Source organism: Companilactobacillus paralimentarius (assembly GCF_963227125.1).
Classification (GTDB): Bacteria; Bacillota; Bacilli; order Lactobacillales; family Lactobacillaceae; genus Companilactobacillus; species Companilactobacillus paralimentarius.
In genome coordinates, this window is sequence record NZ_OY724131.1 from 1,023,502 (window position 1) to 1,043,395 (window position 19,894).

Consider the following 19,894-nt stretch of genomic DNA (forward strand, 5'->3'; position numbering starts at 1 on the left):
TAAGTTAAATTAATAGACGATATGCATATTTTAATATGTGTATCGTCTATTTTTTTGTCTAAAAAATCAATTGCTCTTTATTTACGAACTATGATATTAATAATATCTAAAAAAATCTAAATGAAAACGATAAATGCGAATATTAATTAAAAATAATTGAATTAAATACGTGTTTTGTATTGAAAGAATTTTCATATCTTGATAGAATTTGGTTACCAAAGACAGAAAGGTGGAAAACCAATGAGTGATGTAGCGATAGTTATGGGATCAATTTCGGATTTACAAGTTATGCAGAACACAGTTGATGTTTTGAAAGACTTACAGGTCAGTTATGAAGTCAAAGTGATCTCAGCACATAGAACTCCTCAAGAGATGCTGGATTTTGCAAAAACGGCACGTTCTAATAACTTTAAAGTGATAATAGCAGGTGCAGGAGGCGCCGCTCATTTACCAGGAATGATTGCTTCATCAACTAGCTTGCCAGTTATCGGTGTTCCAGTACCATCTAGATATTTAAAAGGGATGGATTCTTTATTGTCAATTGTCCAAATGCCTGCTGGTGTTCCAGTGGCAACAGTCTCTATTGGTGAAGCTGGAGCTAAGAATGCTGCCATCATGGCGACAAAGATCTGTGCTTTACAAAATCAAGATTATGAACTTTCTCTGAATGGTTACACCAAGGCCATGCATGATAAGTCATTGGAAAGTGGGAAAAATCTTGACTAAAACAATCTTACCGGGTGCAACCATCGGAATTATCGGCGGGGGTCAACTCGGACAAATGATGTCTTTTTCAGCAAAGGAAATGGGTTATAAAGTTATTGTTCTCGATCCCACGCCAAATTGTCCAGCAGCACAAGTTTCCGACGATCAAATTGTTGCTGCATATGACGATTTAGCTCAATTGATTGAATTAGCCAAGCGTTGTGATGTTTTGACTTATGAATTTGAGAACGTCGATGCTGAAACAATCAATGAGGTGAAAAAATATACAGAAGTGCCTCAGGGTACTAAGGCTTTAACAATTACTCAAGATCGCGTTTCTGAAAAGAATTTTATTGAAAAAAGTGGTTTTTCAACAGTTCCGCATGTTGTTATCAATAATATTTTTGAATATCATCGTGCTGTTGAGAAATTAGGAACTCCAGTAATTGTAAAAACTACTCGTGGTGGCTATGACGGTAAAGGCCAGATTCTGATCGAAGATCCTGAAAAGGTTTGTTATGCCGATATTGAAGAATTATTGATGCATGGAACTTGTATCGTTGAAAAAAAGATTGCCTTGAAAAAAGAAGTCTCAGTTGTTGTCGCGGCTAATAGTTCTCAACAAACTTCTATTTTCCCCGTTATTGAAAATATTCATCGTCATAATATTCTGCACCTAAGTAGTTGTCCAGCAGAGATTAGTACAGAAACCGAAAATGAGATTTACCAAATTGGTGAGAAGTTAGCTCAAAATTTAGAATTAGTCGGTACTATGTGTATTGAATTCTTCATTTCTACGATAAATGAAGTTTTTGTTAATGAAATTGCTCCACGTCCGCATAATTCAGGTCATTTAACAATTGAATCGTGCAATATTTCTCAATTTGATGCTCATATCCGTGGTGTTTGTAATCTGGCAATGCCAAAAGTTCGACTTCTACAATCAGCAGTTATGGTCAATCTATTAGGACAGCATTTACAGCCAGCTAAGGAAGTTTTACCAGAACACACTGAATGGCATTTTCATGATTACGGTAAAGCTGAAAGTAAAAATAATCGTAAAATGGGTCATATTACAATTTTGAGTGACGATTTACGAGAAACAAAGAGTTCTGTTGAAAAAAATTCGATTTGGGATGTGTAAATCATGACTGAAAATAATTTACTTTATGAAGGTAAAGCTAAGAACGTTTATAAAACAGACAAAGAAAATGAACTTTTGATGGTCTATAAAGATCAAGCAACGGCCTTTAATGGCAAGAAAAAAGAAGTGTTACCGGGTAAAGGTGTTTTGAATTGCCGTATTTCTACTTTGGTATTTGATTATTTGATTAAAAATGGCGTAAAAACTCATTTGATTGAAAATCTATCAGATCATGAACAATTAGTTCAAAAGAGTGAAGTTTTCCCATTAGAAGTAGTTTTGAGAAATATTGGTTCAGGTAGTTTTGTACGTAAATTCCACCTTGAAGATGGTTTGAAGTTGAGAGAACCAATTATTGAGTTTTATTACAAGAGCGATGCATTAGATGATCCTTTTATCAATGAGTCGCAAATTCATGCTTTGCGTATCGCGGATAAAGAGGAGATAGCTCGGATCAAGCAGATGACACTAGAAATCAATCAACTATTAATTCCGTTTTTTGCCCAAAGTGATTTTGATTTAGTTGACTTCAAATTGGAGTTTGGAAAAGTTAATAATGAAATTATTTTAGTAGATGAATTTTCACCGGATAACTGTCGTTTGTGGGATAAGACAAGTCATCATTCGATGGATAAAGATGTTTTTCGTAAGCATGAAGGCGATTTAGTTAAGACGTATCACTCAGTTTTAGAAAGATTGACAACACGATAGGAGTAAATGATGAAATTAGTTAAAGTTTATGTGACACTCAAACCCTCTGTTTTAGATGCCCAAGGAGAGGCGATTAAATCAGCTATTCAGACTATGGATTATGACAAAGTTTCTGGTGTCCATATGGGAAAATACTTCGAATTGAATTTTGAAGATTATCCTGATTTGGAAAAAGATATCGATACAATCTGTGACAATTTGTTAACCAATCCTAATATCGAAACATACCGTTATGAGATCATGGAGGCTGAATAAATGAAGTTTGCCGTTGTTAATTTTCCCGGATCTAACTGTGATATGGATCTGTACTATGCCATTAAAGACGGTATCAAGGAAGAGGTAGAACTAGTTGATTATCGCAAAACTAGCTTAGCAGGATTTGATGGTGTTTTAATTCCAGGTGGCTTTTCTTATGGCGACTATTTGAGAAGTGGTGCAATTGCTGTTCATGCTCCAATTATTAGTGAAATCGTCCGTTTTGCCAATGAAGGTAAGTTTGTTTTAGGTATCTGTAATGGATTCCAAATTTTAACGGAATTGCATTTATTGCCGGGTGCACTGATTCAAAATGAAAAGAGTCGTTTTATTTGTGAGACAGTTACTTTACAAGTGATGAACAATCAAACAATTTTTACTAATCGATACACCGAAAACGAAAAAATCCGTATACCGGTTGCTCATGGTGAAGGTAGATATTACTGTGATGAACAGACTTTGGAAGAATTAAAGGCCAATGATCAAATTGTTTTCCGTTATGACGAGAATATTAATGGAAGTGTTGATCAAATTGCTGGTGTAATGAATCGTCAAGGAAATGTTTTAGGAATGATGCCTCATCCGGAGCGTGCTTTGGAAGATATCGTGGGTTCTTCCGATGGGCTTAAACTATTTCAATCAATAATCAATCAAGTAAGGGTGAATAATTAATGACTGAACCTACTGCTAAGCAAATTCAGGATTCAAAGTTATATCAACAATGGGGATTGAGTGATTCAGAATACAAATTGATTTGTGAAAAAATTTTGCATCGCCTTCCTAATTACACAGAAACTGGATTGTATTCGGTTATGTGGAGCGAACATTGTTCTTACAAGAATTCCAAAAAAGTTTTACGAAAGATGCCTAATAAGAGTGATCGAGTATTGGCTGGACCAGGTGAAGATGCCGGAATTTTGGACATCGGTGATGGTCAGGCGGTTGTTTTCAAGGCCGAAAGTCACAATCATCCTTCAGCGGTTGAACCTTATCAAGGAGCCGCAACTGGTGTTGGAGGTATTATCAGAGATATTTTTTCAATGGGAGCCCAACCTTTTGCATTGTTAAACAGTTTGAAATTTGGTCCATTAAAGGATGGTCAAACTAAACATCTAGTTAACGAAGTAGTAGCAGGTATTGGTGGCTATGGGAATTGTATTGGTTTACCAACTGTTGGTGGCGAAATATCCTTCGAAAATTGTTATGAGAATAATCCCTTGGTTAATGCCATGTGCGTTGGCTTGTTAAACAAAACTGATTTTAAACACGGTACAGCTAGTGGTAAAGGTAATCTGATTGTCTACGTTGGTGCTAAAACAGGCCGTGATGGAATTCATGGTGCGACCTTTGCGTCAGATGAATTTACGGATACTAAAAATAAACAACGTTCAGCTGTTCAAGTTGGTAATCCTTTTATTGAAAAATTGTTGATGGATGCTTGTGTTGAAATCATTGAAAAACATCCTAATTGGATTTTGGGAATTCAAGATATGGGTGCTGCTGGATTAGTATCATCCACTGCAGAAATGGCTTCTAAAGCTGATAGTGGTTTGATTTTAAACTTGGACAATGTTCCACAACGTGAAACAGAAATGTCAGCTTACGAAATGATGTTGTCCGAGTCACAGGAACGAATGGTTCTCTGTGTGAAGCCACAGTTTAAAGATAATGTTTTAGCATTCTTCAAAAATTTTGAATTAGATGCTGTTGTAATCGGTCAAGTAACTGGAGACAAGCAATATAAAATTTATCATCGTGATGAATTGGTAACTGATATTCCTGTCCGTAGTTTGACTGAAGATGTACCTGAGTATGACCGTCCAGAGGTTGAACCAAAGCGTATTGCTCAAGATCGTGATTATCATTTTGTACCTAAAATTGATTCACTGATAGATACTTGGCAAGCTCTTTTGAAGCAACCCAATATTGCTAGTAAAAAGCATTTTTATCAAACTTATGATTCGCAAGTCAAAGCTGATACATTGGTACAACCTGGTAGTGATGCCGGTGTAACTCGTATTCGAGGCACGAAAAAGGCTATTGCAATGACTAATGATAGTAATTCTAAATATGTTTATTTAGATCCATACGTTGGTGGACAAATCACAGTTATGGAAGCTGCACGTAATATTGTCGCAAGTGGTGCAGAACCAATAGGTGTAACCGACTGTTTGAATTATGGTAATCCTGAAAACCCTGAAGTTTTTTGGGAGTTAGATAAGAGTGTAGAGGGAATTGCTAGTGCGTGTGAAAAAATCAATACACCGGTAATTTCCGGTAATGTGTCGCTCTATAACGAATACAACGATGAGGCTATTTATCCTAGTCCTATGATTGGAATGGTTGGGTTAATCGACGACGTGAAAAAGGTTACTACAATCGCCTTTAAAGAAGCCGGCGACTTGATCTATTTATTAGGTAATACATTTAACGATTTCAATGGTTCCGAGATTCAATTGCAACAAACTGGTTCTATCAAAGGTGGTTTACGACCATTGGATCTGAACGAAGAAAGACTTCATCAAGATTTAATTCGTCAAGCTATTAATCAGGGATTAGTTGCCAGTTGTCATGATTTGAGTGAAGGCGGTTTGGCAGTAGCTTTGTCAGAATCAGCTTTTGATAAACAATTAGGCTTTGAAATTGAAACTGATTTAACTTCTGCTCAAATGTTTTCAGAAACACAATCACGTTTCTTAGTGACTGTTAAGCCGGAAGATAAAACTAATTTTGAAAATCTAGTTTTACGAGATTTCCAATATTTAGGTCAAGTTACAGAGGATTCTACTTTTAAGGTCACAACTAAGGATGAAACAGTTTCAATCAATGGTAAAGAAGCATCGAATAACTGGAAAGAGGCGATTGCGTGCTTGATGAAGTAAAGAGTTTAAACGAAGAATGTGGTGTTTTTGGTGTTTGGGGAGCTAAGAATGCTAATTATTTAACCTATTTGGGACTTCACAGCCTGCAACATCGTGGTCAAGAAGGTGCAGGAATTGTCGCCAATGATGGTAAAAAGTTGCGTACTTATCGTAATTTAGGATTGTTGACACAAGTTTTTTCAAAACCTGAGTACTTGAATAATTTAGTTGGTGATTCTGCCATCGGACATGTGCGATATTCTACTGCTGGTGAGAATAAGATTGAGAATGTTCAACCACTGCTTTTTGATTTCACTGACAGTCAATTAGCGTTAGCCCACAATGGTAATTTAACTAATGCGATTACTTTGAAAAAGGAATTAGAACGTCAGGGTCATATTTTCAAATCTAGTTCTGATTCAGAAGTTTTAGTGCATTTAATTAAACAGTCAACTCAAGAGACATTCCGTGATCGCATCATTGAAGCGTTGAACAAGATTCAAGGTGGATTCGCTTATCTGCTTTTAACTAAAGATGCTTTGATATTAGCTTTAGATTCTCATGGTTTCCGTCTGCTATCGATTGGAAAATTGGAAAATGGTGGATACGTAGTCGCCAGTGAAACTTGTGCTTTAGATGCGGTTGGAGCAACCTTCGTTCGTGATGTACAACCAGGTGAATTGATTACGATCTCTGATGAAGGAATGAAGATTGATCATTGGACAACTAAGACACAATTAGCAATCTGTTCAATGGAATTTGTCTATTTTGCTCGTCCTGATTCCGATATTCTTGGTATTAATGTTCACTCAGCCAGAAAACGTATGGGAGCTAACTTGGCTCAAGAGTATCCTGCGCCAGGCGATATCGTGGTTGGTGTTCCTAATTCATCTTTATCGGCTGCTAGTGGTTACGCTGAAGCTAGTGGTCTACCTTATGAAATGGGCTTGATCAAGAATCAATATATGGGTCGAGAATTTATTCAACCCACACAGGAATTACGTGAGAAGAGTGTTCGTCAAAAACTGGCCGCCGTTAAGGGTGTAGTTAAAGGTCGACGTGTCATTTTAGTTGATGATTCGATTGTTCGTGGAACGACTTGTGCCTATATTGTGCAGTTGTTAAGAGATGCCGGTGCGACCGAAGTTCATTTACGAATTGCATCACCAAGATTTATGCATCCATGTTTCTACGGAATCGATATTCAAGAAAAAAGTGAATTGATTGCGGCTCATAAGAGTATTGAAGAAATGAATCAAATTTTTGGTTCTGACTCATTACGTTTCTTGAGTGAAGATGGATTGATCGATGCTATTGGAATGAATGCAGATGCGCCATATTCAGGTTTGGATATGTCATATTTCAATGGCGATTATCCGACCTATTTATATGATTACGAATCCAAAAAATAAGGAGAATTTTATGTCAAATCCCTATCAAGATGCTGGTGTGAACGTGGAGTCTGGTTATAAGATTTCTCAATTTGTAAAACAAAAGACAAAGAGTAAGAGTATTGGTAATTTCGGTGGCATCTACGAAATTCCGGCCGGTTTTAAGCAGCCAGTTTTGGTTTCAAGTGATGACGGTGTAGGAACTAAACTTTTACTGACAAATGAATTTAAAAAGTGGGATACGATTGGAATTGATTGTGTTGCCATGTGCGTTAATGATATCTTGGCACAGGGAGCTATTCCACAATATTTCTTGGATTATATTTCTACTGGCAAAGTTGATCAAAAAGTTGAAGAAATTCTGAACGGTGTTATTGCTGGCTGTCAAATGGCTGATGCAGCCTTAATTGGTGGTGAAACTGCTGAAATGCCTGGTGTATATGATGATAGTGATTATGACATTGCAGGATTTGCGGTTGGTATTTGTGAAAAAGATGAACTTCTACATAAAGAGAACGTCAAAGAAGGTGACGTTTTAATTGGTATCACCTCGAGTGGGATTCATTCTAATGGTTACTCATTGGTTAGAAAGATTTTCTTCCAAGAAAATGATTTTGATTTGAATACTAATTTGCCTGAATTTACAGAACAATCATTGGGTGAAGTCTTACTAACGCCAACTAAAATATATTCTCATGAATTAGTTCCTTTATTAGCTCAAAGATTTATCAATGGTGCTGCTCATATTACTGGTGGAGGATTCTTCGAAAATGTTCCCCGAATGTTACCGAAAGAATTAGCTGCTGAAATCAACGTCGATATCTGGCCGGAATTACCAATTTTTCATGCCCTACAAAAGTATGGAAAATTAGAAACCATCGATATGTATCATATTTTTAATATGGGTCTGGGGATGATACTCGCAGTTGATCCTAATAACGAGTTAGAGGTTTTAGAGCAATTAAATCAGCATGAAACATTAGCCTATACAATCGGTGAAGTTGTAAAAAAAGATTCAGCTAGTCTGGTTTTGAAAGGAGATAAGCTATGAAAGTAGCCATCTTTGCCTCAGGTAATGGAAGCAATTTTGAAGCCATTGCTGGATCAGATGAATTAAGAAATTTGGGATTAGAAATTGAATTGTTAGTTTGTGATCAGCCCAACGCTCATGTAATTAAACGGGCCGAGAAATATCATGTTCCTGTATTTGTAAATCAGTTGGCTGATTATGCTAATCGTAGTGAATATGAACAAGCGATTATTGATAAGTTAACGCCGTTAAAAATTGAATATATCCTTTTGGCGGGGTATATGCGTGTGGTTACGCCAACCCTATTGGGTGCATACCCTAATCGTATTATCAATATTCATCCATCGTTATTACCAAAATATTCTGGCTTAGAAGCAATTGAACGTGCTTATGTAGCCAATGAACCTGTAACAGGTGTAACGATTCATTACATTGATGAAGGGGTCGATACCGGTCCGATCATTAAGCAAATGAAGGTTGTACGTTTAAGAAATGATACTGAAGCTAGTTTAGAAAGTCGAATTCATCAGACTGAGCATCAAATGTACCGTACAGTAGTGCGAGATTTATTAATAAAAAATAATGGGGTAAGTAAATAATGAAGAGAGCTTTGATTAGTGTTTCTGACAAAACTGGAGTAGTTGAGTTTGCTAAAGGATTAATTGAAAATAATTTTGAAATTATTTCTACTGGTGGTACATATAAGAAGTTACAAGAGAATGGCGTAAAAGTTACTGAAATTGACGAAGTAACTAAGTTTCCTGAAATTCTTGATGGTCGTGTGAAGACACTTCATCCGATGGTTCATGCGGGGTTATTAGCTAAACGTGATAATCCTGAACACATGAAGACCTTGGAAAAGTTGAATATTCAAACGATTGATTTAGTTTGTGTCAATCTTTATCCATTCAAGGAAACAATTTCTAAAGATGGTGTTACACCAGCCCAAGCTATTGAGCAAATTGATATTGGTGGTCCATCAATGATTCGTTCAGCTTCGAAGAATTTCAAGAGTGTTTACGTTGTTATTGATACTAATGATTATGAAAAAGTTCTAGCAAGTATTAAAAATAATGAAAACGATTTAGCTTTAAGACAAAGTTTAGCTGCTAAAGCATTTAGACACACAGCTGAATATGACAGTATTATTGCTCATTATTTATCTGATCTTAATGGTGAAGAATTCCCTGATGTAGAAGTATTGGGTTACGATTTTCATCAGGAATTGAGATATGGTGAAAATTCACATCAAAAAGCGGCCTTTTATCAAAGTGCTATGCCTAGTGAATATTCAATTGCTTCAGCAAAACAGTTACATGGTAAAGAGCTTTCCTTCAATAATATAAAAGATGCTGATGCCGCCTTGAGAATTGTGGCTGATTTTGATAAGCCTTGTGTAGCTGCTTTGAAACACATGAATCCTTGTGGTGTTGGTGTAGATGATGAATCAATTTATCAGGCTTGGCGTAAAGCTTACACGGCTGATACAATGTCAATTTTTGGTGGAATCGTTGCAGTTAACCGTGAAGTAACTAAAGAAATCGCTGAAGAAATGCATAAGATCTTCTTGGAAATTGTTATTGCTCCAAGCTTTACACCTGAAGCTTTGGAAATTCTAGAATCTAAGAAAAATATTCGTTTAATGACTTTAGACTTCACTAAGTCTCAAACTGCTGATAAATACGAATATGTTTCCGTTATGGGTGGACTTTTAGTTCAAGAAAGAGATACGACAGTTGATAATTTAGATGAATTCCAAGTTGTTACTAAGAAGGCTCCAACTACTGAAGAAATGAAAGCTTTACTATTTGGTCAACAAGTTGTTAAGCACGTTAAGAGTAATGCGATTGTTATTTCTACAACTGATAAAACTTTAGGAATTGGTGCAGGTCAAATGAATCGTATTGGCTCTGTAAAGATTGCTATTGAACAAGAGGAACAAGCTGAAGAACATAAACCATTGATTATGGCCTCTGATGCCTTTTTCCCAATGGATGACTGTGTAAATTACGCTGCTGAACACGGCATTACAGCCATTGTGCAACCTGGTGGCTCAATTAAGGATCAAGATTCAATCGATATGGCTGATAAATATGGTATCGCTATGGTCTTCACTGGTAGAAGACACTTCAAACACTAGAGAGGTTTATCAATGAAAATACTTGTTGTCGGTTCCGGTGCAAGGGAAGATGCCATTTGTCAGGCACTTCAAAAAAATTCTCAAAATGTTGTTTTCTGTGCTCCTGGTAATGATGGGATGAAATTGTCAGGAATCAAAACTATTTCAATAGAAGAAAATGATTTTGAAAGAATGGCAAATTTTGCTCAAACAAATTCCATTGACTATACAGTCGTGGGTCCAGAAGAACCATTAGTCAACGGAATCGTGGATTTCTTTAAACGACAAAATTTGAAAATCTTTGGACCAAATCAGCAAGCGGCTCAGGTAGAAGGTTCTAAGACCTTCACTAAGAGATTAATGGCAGATGCTGGTATTCCAACTGCTCAATATCAGGAATTTACAAAATTAGAAGATGCTCTAAATTATTTAAAGATAGTTTCCGATTTTCCAATTGTAATAAAAGCTGACGGACTAGCTGCTGGAAAGGGGGTCTTCATTGCTCCCGATTTAGTTGCGGCAGCCGAAGTAGTAACTGATTTATTAGCTGAACATAAATTTAATACTAGAAGGGTTGTAATTGAAGAATACCTTGAAGGTGAGGAATTCTCACTAATGGCTTTTGTTGATCATAAACGTTTTTATCCAATGCCATTAGCACAAGATTATAAGAAAATTCTTGATGGTGATTTGGGACCTAATACAGGTGGCATGGGAGCTGTTTGTCCTGTCGCAAATATTTCTAAAAATATTGAGCAAGAAGCAATAGAAAATGTTTTGAAACCATTTGTTACAGAACTTTATGATCAGGGTATCAAGTATACTGGAATTCTTTATGCCGGCTTGATTTTGACAAAGAAGGGTATTAAAGTCATCGAATTCAATGCTCGATTTGGTGATCCTGAAACGGAAGTGGTTTTGCCAAGATTACAGTCCGATTTGTCAGAAATTATTGAGCAAATTTTGTGTCATAAAAAAATAAAAAAAATTGATTGGCAAATAGGTGGCCTAAATCTGGGAGTTTTTGCTGTCAGCAAAGGGTATCCTATAAAACCTGTATTTGGTTCCTTAGGGGATAGGGATACTTTCAAAAAGTGTTCATTGATGATCAACTACGCAAGTGTGAGACGAGAGCAGCAGCAATTATACAGCCACGGTGGTCGTTTATACTTGATACAAGCACAGGCTGAAACGGTTGAGGATGCTCAAACAAAAGTTTATCAAGAACTTGAAAAAATGGATCAAACAAATATTTTTTATCGACGAGATATTGGTAAGAACTCCATTTAGTTCAAAAAGGTAGAAGTAAGATTTCGTTTGAAATATTACTTCTACCTTTTTATTTGAATCGATATCTTAGAATTTTGAGTTTTTGAAAAATTTATAGACATAGATATTTAGAGTATTTTTTATTGGTCATTGAAACTATTGAAAATAGCGTTGCATAGAACGAAAAAGAAAGTTATTCTTTAAGAAATTGGTAATCTTATTGGACAAGTTAATAAAAATAAGTGGTTTTCTAATTTTAAAATGTTGATCTAACGGTCTTTTCTTAGTGTACTCCCCATGTATATGGGGATGATTCTTGCCAACGTTCAATTCTTCGCTTTCGAACCTCAGTACTCCCCATGTATATGGGGATGATTCTCAAGCGTTGCGGCTCAAATTTAATAGCAAAGTGTACTCCCCATGTATATGGGGATGATTCTATCGTTGAAGAACATCCCTTAATCTATAAAGGGTACTCCCCATGTATATGGGGATGATTCTGGTTCGGCCAAGCATCCACGGCCTAAGTATAAGTGTTCCCCATATACATGGGATGGTTTTAATTAGAGCCAAGAGCTCTTTTTTTATCATAATTTTTTCAGAAGTGAAATTGTACCGTAAATAGATTTAGTCATGAGCTAATTTGTAATGAGGTTAGATATTAGAAAGTAAATTTTCATTTCTTACAAGTCTAACTATATTAATAGTGGCATAATAAAGATAACGATTACATTGCCGTTTGCGTAGATAAATTTGAAAGATAATCTCTCTAAAAAGGGGAAATATTAAATGTCAGTAAAATTAACGAGTAGAGAAACTAGTTTATGGGCAAAAAAACATGTAGATGATGGGGAAATGTTGTGGCTTCCATTAGTTGCCCACTTAGTAGATTGCAGTCATGTGATGAATTGGCTTTTTTATCATTGGTTAAATGCCGGTCAAAGAGAATTGTTAACTCAGTCGGTTTCTGAAGAAGACATGCAAAAGCTAATTAAATTTTTGGGATTCTTTCATGATATTGGGAAAGCCACACCGGCTTTTCAAACAAAAAAATCTTACGATAATAATGCTTCGCTTGATGAAGAGTTGATTGAACGCTTGAATCGAAATGGTTTTTCTGAATTACGAGTATCTGGATTATCATCTCCACAAAAATCACCTCATGCATTAGCTGGAGAAGCAATCTTAGAAAGTGATGCATTTAATATTCCTGCTTCCGTAGGGGCTATCATTGGAGGTCATCATGGTAAACCGGCTGAAAAACATAATCTCAGAATTCAATTGGGAAATTATACTGCCAACTACGATCAAGTTGATGGGCATGTTAAAGATCCTATTGAGGAAGAACGTCGACAGGAAGAAAAACAAGCTTGGCAAGATACTCGACAACGGTTATTTGATTATGGAATGAATTTAGCTGGATATACTGAGGCTGGTGAAATTCCAGAGGTTGGACAACCACAGGCAGTTATCTTAGAAGGACTTCTGATTATGGCAGATTGGCTATCTTCAAGTGAGTGGTTGAATGAAGATCGATCTAAACCTCTGTTTCCGTTAATTGGGCTTGATCAAGGTTATCAAGACATAGATATGACAAGTCGATTTAAGAATGCCATTTTAACGTGGAAGCAATCCGACAAATGGGTTCCACAAAAGGTGATACTGAATGATAATACTAATCCATATTTTAATCATTGGGGATATACTCCACGCCCGGTTCAATTAGCTATGACTCAAGCAATTCAGGCTACAACTGATCCCGGACTTGTAATTGTTGAAGCGGGTATGGGCCTTGGAAAAACAGAAATATCTTTAATTGCAGCGGAACAACTTGCATATAAAACTGGCAGAAATGGGTTTTTTATGGGGTTGCCAACACAAGCAACAACCAATGCTATGTTTACGCGAGTGCTTGAGTGGACAAAATTTTTGGCTGATGATGAAGGAAAAAAATTACAAATTGATTTGATGCAGAGTAAACGACAATATAATTCAGAATTCACTAATTTGCCAGAGGCTAGCAATATTTATGAGCAGAGTGAAAATGGCAAGCAACATCAAACTGGATCAGTGGTTGTTAACAGTTGGTTTACAGGTAAAAAATCAATTCTGACAGATTTTACAGTAGGAACTATTGATAATCTATTACGTATGGGACTAAAAAAGAAGCATCTTTTTTTACGTCATCTTGGATTCAGTGGAAAAGTTGTCGTTATTGATGAGGTACATGCGTATGATACATATATGTCTAGTTATCTCTTTAAAGCTATGAACTGGTTAGGAGCTTATCATGTGCCGGTAATTATTCTCTCGGCAACTTTGCCAGTTAAAAAACGAAATCAGTTGGTTAAAGCGTACTTAAAAGGAAAATATGGTTTAAGCTATCAGAATCAATTAATTGCTAAAGATGGATGGGAGACAACGCAAGCTTATCCGTTACTGACAATTTTGGACGGACCTGAATTAAAACAACTAACTAAATTTGATCAGAAGAATCAAAAATCTACTCATTTGTATGTACAACGTTTAAACGTGAATGATGAAGAATTGGTTCAAGCAGTTACAGATAAAATAAAACAAGGCGGAGTAGCTGGTATTATTGTCAATACTGTTAAAAGAGCACAAACTCTTGCCAAAGCATTTCAGCAGAATCAAACTATGGGCGATACTCCCTTGATGGTATTGCACTCCGCATTCTTAGCACCTGAAAGGTCTAAGCAAGAGGAAAAATTGCAAAGACTTATTGGTAAGGACGGTCATCGCCCACACAAAATGATTGTGATTGGAACTCAAGTATTGGAACAGTCGCTTGATATTGATTTTGATGTTTTATATACGGATATTGCTCCCATTGATTTGATTTTACAACGTGCTGGTCGTTTACATCGGCATGATATTCAAAGACCTGAAACTTTGAATATTCCAGAAGTATTTGTTATGGGAATTCAAGCCCCATATGAATATGGCGATGCTAATGAAGCTATTTATGAAAAGTATCTTTTGATGAAAACTGACTATTTTTTGCAAGATACGGTAACTCTACCGGATGATATTTCCAAGTTAGTACAGGAAGTATACGATCCAAAAACGGATGATTTAATTCCAGAAATCGGAGAATCGAGAATTAAGTTAGATAAAGATCAAGCACAGGAAAAACAGCGTTCAAAGGTTTTCCAAATTGCGGCACCAAAATTTAGACTTAAATCGACTATTCATGGTTGGTTAGATTATGATTTCCGTAATTTAAATAAAGATGAACAAAGTGCTAATGCGGCGGTAAGAGATATTCAAGAAACGGTTGAGGTTATCTTGATACAATGTACAGCAAAAGGACAATATTTAGTGGATGGACGGTCATTAAGAGACGTTTCAGATCGTGAAATATCTGAACAAGTAATTCGTCTACCAATGGCCATTACGCCTAATGCTGCCGTGATTACTAAAGTTATAAATGATCTAGAAGATAAAACTGCAGAATACTTTGATAAATGGCAAGAGAGCCCATGGTTAAGGGGGTCCTTGGCATTGCCATTGGATGATAATTTATCAGCAACTCTTGGCAACTGGCGATTAATGTATTCAGAAGATTTAGGATTAAATTATACAAAGGAGGATAAGTAAATATGACGAGTCAGAGCTTTAATTTGACAACAGATCCTTGGATTAAAGTGATACAGACTGATACAGGACGGGAGAAGTCTGTATCACTGATTGAATTTTTTAGTCATGCACAAGACTATCGTCAATTGGCCGGAGAAATGCGCTCACAGGATTTAGCAATTATGCGTTTTTTGTTAGCAATTTTGACTACAGTATATTCGCGTTATAATGCTGGCAATATGCCATATTCTTGGATTACCGTGGATTCTGACACAATGCAAGCAACAGATGTTGATGATGATACAGATGCTGAGGATATTAATGAAGATTTACTCGATACGTGGAACAAACTCTATCGAGCAGGAAAATTTTCTAAAATTGTGACAGATTATTTGAAGTGTTACGATAATCGCTTTGATATGTTTGGTGATCATCCCTTTTATCAAGTGACGACCGCTGACTATGACGCTCTAGTTCCTAGTAATAAACGGGTCGAAAAGGGAAAAGGTCAGGTACTAGTTAAACAACTTAATCGACGTATTTCGGAAAGTGGGAATACGCCATCAATTTTTGCTCCAAAAACGGGCGAACGGAAGAATTCAATTGATATTGATGAACTTGTGCGTTGGTTGATTAGTTATCAAAACTTTACAGGTGTAACTGACAAAACCAAAATTGAGACGAAAGAAAAGTTTTCCAATTCTGCGGGTTGGTTGTATCGGCTTAATCCAGTTTATGCCCAAGGACAGACTGTATTTGAAACTCTGATGTTGAATCTGAAATTAGGTGGTGAACAAGTAGACCCGTTAGCCTTACAAAAGCCAGTTTGGGAGTATGAGATTCAAGATTACATTGCTGTTCGTAAACAACAGGTGGTACCGGATAATCTAGCAGAGCTTTATACAACTTGGTCACGAATTCTTCATATTGAATGGCAAGATAATAAGCATCCATTAATTTTTAGTGCGGGGATTCCAATTTTTGAAGCTACAGGTGCTTTTATTGAACCAATGACAACGTGGAGAGTAGACAAAAAAACAGGGGAATATCGTCCTGCTGTTAAGAGTCTTCGCTCGTTGAGTATTTCTATGTGGAGAAACTTTGGTAATTACGTTGATGTTCACAGCAATTCAGGACAATTGGAACCTGGAATTGTTAGTTGGTTGCATGATATAAAAGATCAAGATACATCAGTCATTGCAAATGATCAATTGTTAACATTAGCTTCAACAACTCTGATCAGCGATGGTAATGCGACCTCACAGGCTCCAGCGGTTGAAGTAGCCGATGATATACGATTACAATCAGACGTGTTGTTTGATCCTGAAATTGCGGAATATTGGCCTGTACGAATTGAAGATGCTATAGATACAACTCAAATGATTGGAACAGATTTTTACCATTTTGCTTCAACAATTGGTCAAATACGTAATGTGGATGCGCGTTCATTTGCCAGCAATTTAAGTGCCAGTTTTTATCAGAAATTGAATGCTCCATTTAAAGAATGGCTATCCCAATTGACTGGTGATGATGACAGAGATCAAAAAATTGAACAATGGAAAGAGCAATTAGAAGATATTTTAAATGACACAGTTCGTGATGTCATGAAGTCTAGTTCTCCTAGGGACGTCAGTGGTATTGAGGATGATAAAGGCCGTTTGTTGAATATTTTTACCGCTCGAAGAAGACTAAATTATAATGTTCGCATACATTTAGGGCCTCAGGATAAGGAGTGATATATCGTTATGGGAAAAATAGAAAAGGTTACCGATAGAGTGATTCGGAGTCTTTGGAGAGATGGAAAACCAGACAAAGCTGTTTTATCAAATGTTCGAGGTGCTGCTACGCTGTTAAGTCGGCAAGCACAGTCTGTTTGGCCAGTGATGATGGCTAATCTGGATGAAAAGATGTTAAGTCGCGATGGTCGTCCCACTTATGCGGAAACGGCAGTATATGCAGCCATTCGTTTTTATGCGATTCATCAACAAGGACAAACACAATTTGTTTACAGTTCAGTTCACGGGGATGATGAGAATAAAGGAGTGAGTTTATTTAAAGCGCTTGCTCAGTTAAGAAATCAACCAGATCGTCAAGAAGCTCTGGATCGTCGAGTGAAAGCACTCTTGGCAACAAGTAATGTGGCTAGTATGATTCAGTCTTTATCTCATTTGGTTAGTATTTTAAAAGCCACTAATCCAACAATTAAAATTGATTATGCCTTATTAGCACAAGATTTATATGATGCACAATTTGGTGTTGATGTTGCGAACCAAGTTCATTTGCGCTGGGGGCAGCAGTACTATTGGAGCACGAAAAATCAGAAGACAACTGAAGGGGAGAAAAACTAATGACCAATAATTTATATTTAGACATAAATATCATTCAAACTGTTCCATCATCTAATTTAAATCGAGATGATACAGGAGCACCTAAGACCGCTTTGTATGGTGGTGTTACGAGAGCTCGAGTTTCTTCACAAAGTTGGAAACACGTCGTACGCCATGCATTTAAGGAAGATCATGTGACATTTAGTTCACGAACAAAAGAGTCTGTTCAATTATTGGCTAATGAGTTACGTAAGCAAGATGGTTCTCTTGATGAAGAAGCTGCTTTAACCAAAGCTAATGAAGCTTTTAAATCAGCTGGTATCAAGGTTGACAAAAATAATGAGACGGGTGCTTTACTTTTAATCAGTAATGGCCAAATTAAAAAATTGGCTCAGTACATACTCAATAATGATGAACTTGATAAAAAAGAAATTAAAAAAGTTCTTAAGGGGGACCAATCCCTAGATTTAGCTTTATTTGGTCGAATGGTAGCCGATAATCCTGAATTAAATGTTGATGCCGCCTCACAAGTTGCTCATGCAATTTCAACTCATGAAGTGATTCCTGAATATGATTACTTTACTGCCTTAGATGATGAACAAGGTGAAGATACTAGTGGAGCCGCTATGTTAGGAACTATTGAGTTTAATTCGGCCACACTATATCGGTATGCTAACGTGAATGTCAATGAATTAGTTCATAATCTGAATAAAGAAGATGCCATCGCTGGTATATCTGCTTTTATCAAAGATTTTGCCCTATCAATGCCAACTGGAAAACAGAATACTTTTGCAAACAAAACGCTTCCAAACTATGTCATGGTTACGATTCGACAAGATACACCTGTCAATTTAGTTTCGGCATTCGAAAAACCAGTTGTATCTAACGATGGTTATGTTGAAAAATCTGTTGAACGACTAGAAAACGAGTATAAGCAGACATTGGATTTTGTAGATCAACCGTTATTGACGGTAGCTTTGAGTAAATACAATACAGAAGCTGGCAAGACAGCAACAAACTTGTCTGATCTCTTGAAACAGGTTATGACGGAGTTGACGAAGGTGGTTGAGGATGAAAATACTAACGATTAGATTGACGTCGCCTTTACAATCCTATGGTGATGAGGCTACGTTTGAACGTCGGACAACCGGAGATTATCCTTCAAAAAGTTCAATTATTGGAATGATTGCAGCAGCTTTGGGTTATTCAAGAGAGGATCCACGAATCTCGCAATTGAATGATTTGAATTTTGCTGTACGAATTGACCAAGCTGGACAAATTTTAACTGATTTTCATACTGTTGAATGGAAAAAGAATGTTCGCAAAATTACTTATCGCGATTACATACAAGATGCAGTATTTGTAGTTGCCGTGGGAAGTAATGATGATCAACAAATTACAAAAATTCACAATGCACTGCGTCATCCGCATTATCAGTTGTTCTTGGGGCGTCGAGCTAATGTTCCAGCAGGGGTTCTTCTAATGGAAGAACTTGACGATAAAAATCCTGTAACAGTTCTGGAAAATTTAGGTTGGCAAGTTTCACCTTGGTCTCAAAAAGTTTATCGAAAACAAAATCCTGGTAAAATGTTTCCCAAAGTTGATATATATGCAGATGCAAATTTACTTAACGATCATCATAGTGTAATGGTTAAAGATCGAGTGGGTTCATTTGATCAAAGAAATCGATACTTTGGTTATCGAGCAATGTCAACAGAACGAGTTCAACTGACACATTCTTGTATAGCAGTTGATGAATCAACAGAACATGATGCATTAAGTGCACTTTAGAAAGGGGGGTAGTCTATGTATTATTTATCAAGAGTTGAAGTTGATGTTCAAAATCGTGCAAAAATCAAAGATCTTACTCATTTAGGTGCATATCATAACTGGGTTGAGCAGAGCTTTCCAAAGGAAATAGCGACCGGAGAACGTCATAGACATTTGTGGCGTTTGGATACATTAGCGGGGAAAAAGTATTTATTGATCATGAGTGAATCCATACCTGATTCTGAGTTTTTATTGAAATATGGTGTTACAGGAACTATTGTGACTAAATCATACGATGGATTCTTAGACAAAATTCATGATGGTCAGATTATGCGTTTCCGATTGACGGCTAATCCCACACATACGATTACACGTCCTGGAAAAAAACGTGGGAAAGTTTTCCCTCATGTTACAGTTACTCAACAGGAAAAATGGTTGGTAGATCGATCAGAGAAGTCTGGATTTGAATTGGTCAAACAAGTTGGTGTTAATGATTTAAATGAAACGCAGACGCTGGCTTTTAAAATTGTCGAACGTGATTGGCCAATGTTACACCGCAATCCAGGACGAGCCGTTCGTCTCAGTCGAGTAACGTTTGAAGGCCTGTTACGCGTTGAAAATGCAGAGACTTTTAAACAGACTTTAGTAAAGGGAATTGGACGTGAAAAAGCTTTTGGTATGGGAATGATGACTGTTATTCCGGAGGCTTAAT

The 19,894-nt window shown here is 36.7% G+C and carries 17 protein-coding genes; all 17 read left to right on the forward strand.

Features of this window, described 5'->3' with window-relative positions:
- Positions 1-240: 240 nt before the first annotated feature.
- The 17 genes from purE to cas6e all read left to right on the forward strand — a co-directional run bounded on the left by purE (position 241) and on the right by cas6e (position 19,893).
- Positions 241-726 (forward strand): 5-(carboxyamino)imidazole ribonucleotide mutase, encoded by a 486-nt coding sequence (gene purE / locus ACI6PB_RS04840; protein ID WP_025085676.1) that lies wholly within the window; start codon positions 241-243, stop codon positions 724-726.
- Positions 719-1,849, forward strand: a complete 1,131-nt coding sequence (gene purK, locus ACI6PB_RS04845; RefSeq protein ID WP_025085675.1) for a 5-(carboxyamino)imidazole ribonucleotide synthase — start codon at positions 719-721, stop codon at positions 1,847-1,849. The genes purE and purK overlap by 8 nt, the downstream gene beginning before the upstream one ends.
- Positions 1,850-1,852: 3 nt before the next feature.
- Positions 1,853-2,560 carry a phosphoribosylaminoimidazolesuccinocarboxamide synthase gene (gene purC / locus ACI6PB_RS04850; protein WP_309511024.1) on the forward strand — a complete coding sequence of 236 codons (708 nt, stop codon included), beginning with the start codon at positions 1,853-1,855 and terminating at the stop codon, positions 2,558-2,560.
- Positions 2,561-2,566: 6 nt separating this feature from the next.
- Positions 2,567-2,815 carry a phosphoribosylformylglycinamidine synthase subunit PurS gene (gene purS / locus ACI6PB_RS04855; protein WP_025085673.1) on the forward strand — a complete coding sequence of 83 codons (249 nt, stop codon included), beginning with the start codon at positions 2,567-2,569 and terminating at the stop codon, positions 2,813-2,815.
- The gene (gene purQ / locus ACI6PB_RS04860; protein ID WP_025085672.1) at positions 2,816-3,487 is read left to right on the forward strand and encodes a phosphoribosylformylglycinamidine synthase subunit PurQ; all 672 of its coding nucleotides are present in this window, start codon (positions 2,816-2,818) and stop codon (positions 3,485-3,487) included. It begins immediately after the preceding gene.
- A complete protein-coding gene (gene purL, locus ACI6PB_RS04865; protein ID WP_025085671.1) occupies positions 3,487-5,697 on the forward strand; it encodes a phosphoribosylformylglycinamidine synthase subunit PurL in 2,211 nt (736 codons plus the stop codon). The genes purQ and purL overlap by 1 nt, the downstream gene beginning before the upstream one ends.
- On the forward strand, positions 5,682-7,088 hold the full coding sequence (gene purF, locus ACI6PB_RS04870; protein ID WP_404327818.1) for an amidophosphoribosyltransferase: 1,407 nt from the start codon (positions 5,682-5,684) through the stop codon (positions 7,086-7,088). Before purL ends, purF begins: the two co-directional genes overlap by 16 nt.
- 10 nt (positions 7,089-7,098) lie before the next feature.
- Positions 7,099-8,118 (forward strand): phosphoribosylformylglycinamidine cyclo-ligase, encoded by a 1,020-nt coding sequence (purM, locus tag ACI6PB_RS04875; RefSeq protein WP_025085669.1) that lies wholly within the window; start codon positions 7,099-7,101, stop codon positions 8,116-8,118.
- Positions 8,115-8,696, forward strand: coding sequence for a phosphoribosylglycinamide formyltransferase (purN, locus tag ACI6PB_RS04880; protein ID WP_025085668.1), 582 nt, complete (start codon positions 8,115-8,117; stop codon positions 8,694-8,696). Before purM ends, purN begins: the two co-directional genes overlap by 4 nt.
- Entirely contained in the window at positions 8,696-10,237 is a 1,542-nt protein-coding gene (gene purH, locus ACI6PB_RS04885; RefSeq protein ID WP_025085667.1) for a bifunctional phosphoribosylaminoimidazolecarboxamide formyltransferase/IMP cyclohydrolase, read from the forward strand. Before purN ends, purH begins: the two co-directional genes overlap by 1 nt.
- A 12-nt stretch (positions 10,238-10,249) precedes the next feature.
- Entirely contained in the window at positions 10,250-11,506 is a 1,257-nt protein-coding gene (gene purD, locus ACI6PB_RS04890) for a phosphoribosylamine--glycine ligase (protein WP_309511020.1), read from the forward strand.
- 768 nt (positions 11,507-12,274) lie between these two features.
- Positions 12,275-15,106 (forward strand): CRISPR-associated helicase/endonuclease Cas3, encoded by a 2,832-nt coding sequence (locus ACI6PB_RS04895; RefSeq protein WP_056955990.1) that lies wholly within the window; start codon positions 12,275-12,277, stop codon positions 15,104-15,106.
- Between the two features lie 2 nt (positions 15,107-15,108).
- A complete protein-coding gene (locus ACI6PB_RS04900) occupies positions 15,109-16,821 on the forward strand; it encodes a type I-E CRISPR-associated protein Cse1/CasA (RefSeq protein ID WP_404327819.1) in 1,713 nt (570 codons plus the stop codon).
- 9 nt (positions 16,822-16,830) lie between these two features.
- Complete coding sequence (gene casB / locus ACI6PB_RS04905; RefSeq protein ID WP_404281079.1) at positions 16,831-17,433, forward strand: type I-E CRISPR-associated protein Cse2/CasB; 603 nt, start codon at positions 16,831-16,833, stop codon at positions 17,431-17,433.
- The gene (cas7e, locus tag ACI6PB_RS04910) at positions 17,433-18,503 is read left to right on the forward strand and encodes a type I-E CRISPR-associated protein Cas7/Cse4/CasC (protein ID WP_404327820.1); all 1,071 of its coding nucleotides are present in this window, start codon (positions 17,433-17,435) and stop codon (positions 18,501-18,503) included. The genes casB and cas7e overlap by 1 nt, the downstream gene beginning before the upstream one ends.
- Positions 18,484-19,203, forward strand: coding sequence for a type I-E CRISPR-associated protein Cas5/CasD (cas5e, locus tag ACI6PB_RS04915; protein ID WP_404327821.1), 720 nt, complete (start codon positions 18,484-18,486; stop codon positions 19,201-19,203). The genes cas7e and cas5e overlap by 20 nt, the downstream gene beginning before the upstream one ends.
- Before the next feature lie 15 nt (positions 19,204-19,218).
- Positions 19,219-19,893 carry a type I-E CRISPR-associated protein Cas6/Cse3/CasE gene (cas6e, locus tag ACI6PB_RS04920; RefSeq protein WP_025085955.1) on the forward strand — a complete coding sequence of 225 codons (675 nt, stop codon included), beginning with the start codon at positions 19,219-19,221 and terminating at the stop codon, positions 19,891-19,893.
- Position 19,894 lies beyond the last annotated feature (1 nt).

Coding starts and splice junctions, on each gene's coding strand:
- cas5e (WP_404327821.1), top strand. CDS start 18,484: ATGAAAATACTAACGATTAGATTGACGTCGCCTTTACAATCCTATGGT.
- purN (WP_025085668.1), top strand. CDS start 8,115: ATGAAAGTAGCCATCTTTGCCTCAGGTAATGGAAGCAATTTTGAAGCC.
- casB (WP_404281079.1), top strand. CDS start 16,831: ATGGGAAAAATAGAAAAGGTTACCGATAGAGTGATTCGGAGTCTTTGG.
- purH (WP_025085667.1), top strand. CDS start 8,696: ATGAAGAGAGCTTTGATTAGTGTTTCTGACAAAACTGGAGTAGTTGAG.
- purD (WP_309511020.1), top strand. CDS start 10,250: ATGAAAATACTTGTTGTCGGTTCCGGTGCAAGGGAAGATGCCATTTGT.
- cas6e (WP_025085955.1), top strand. CDS start 19,219: ATGTATTATTTATCAAGAGTTGAAGTTGATGTTCAAAATCGTGCAAAA.
- purE (WP_025085676.1), top strand. CDS start 241: ATGAGTGATGTAGCGATAGTTATGGGATCAATTTCGGATTTACAAGTT.
- purC (WP_309511024.1), top strand. CDS start 1,853: ATGACTGAAAATAATTTACTTTATGAAGGTAAAGCTAAGAACGTTTAT.
- ACI6PB_RS04900 (WP_404327819.1), top strand. CDS start 15,109: ATGACGAGTCAGAGCTTTAATTTGACAACAGATCCTTGGATTAAAGTG.
- purL (WP_025085671.1), top strand. CDS start 3,487: ATGACTGAACCTACTGCTAAGCAAATTCAGGATTCAAAGTTATATCAA.
- purQ (WP_025085672.1), top strand. CDS start 2,816: ATGAAGTTTGCCGTTGTTAATTTTCCCGGATCTAACTGTGATATGGAT.
- ACI6PB_RS04895 (WP_056955990.1), top strand. CDS start 12,275: ATGTCAGTAAAATTAACGAGTAGAGAAACTAGTTTATGGGCAAAAAAA.
- purM (WP_025085669.1), top strand. CDS start 7,099: ATGTCAAATCCCTATCAAGATGCTGGTGTGAACGTGGAGTCTGGTTAT.
- cas7e (WP_404327820.1), top strand. CDS start 17,433: ATGACCAATAATTTATATTTAGACATAAATATCATTCAAACTGTTCCA.
- purS (WP_025085673.1), top strand. CDS start 2,567: ATGATGAAATTAGTTAAAGTTTATGTGACACTCAAACCCTCTGTTTTA.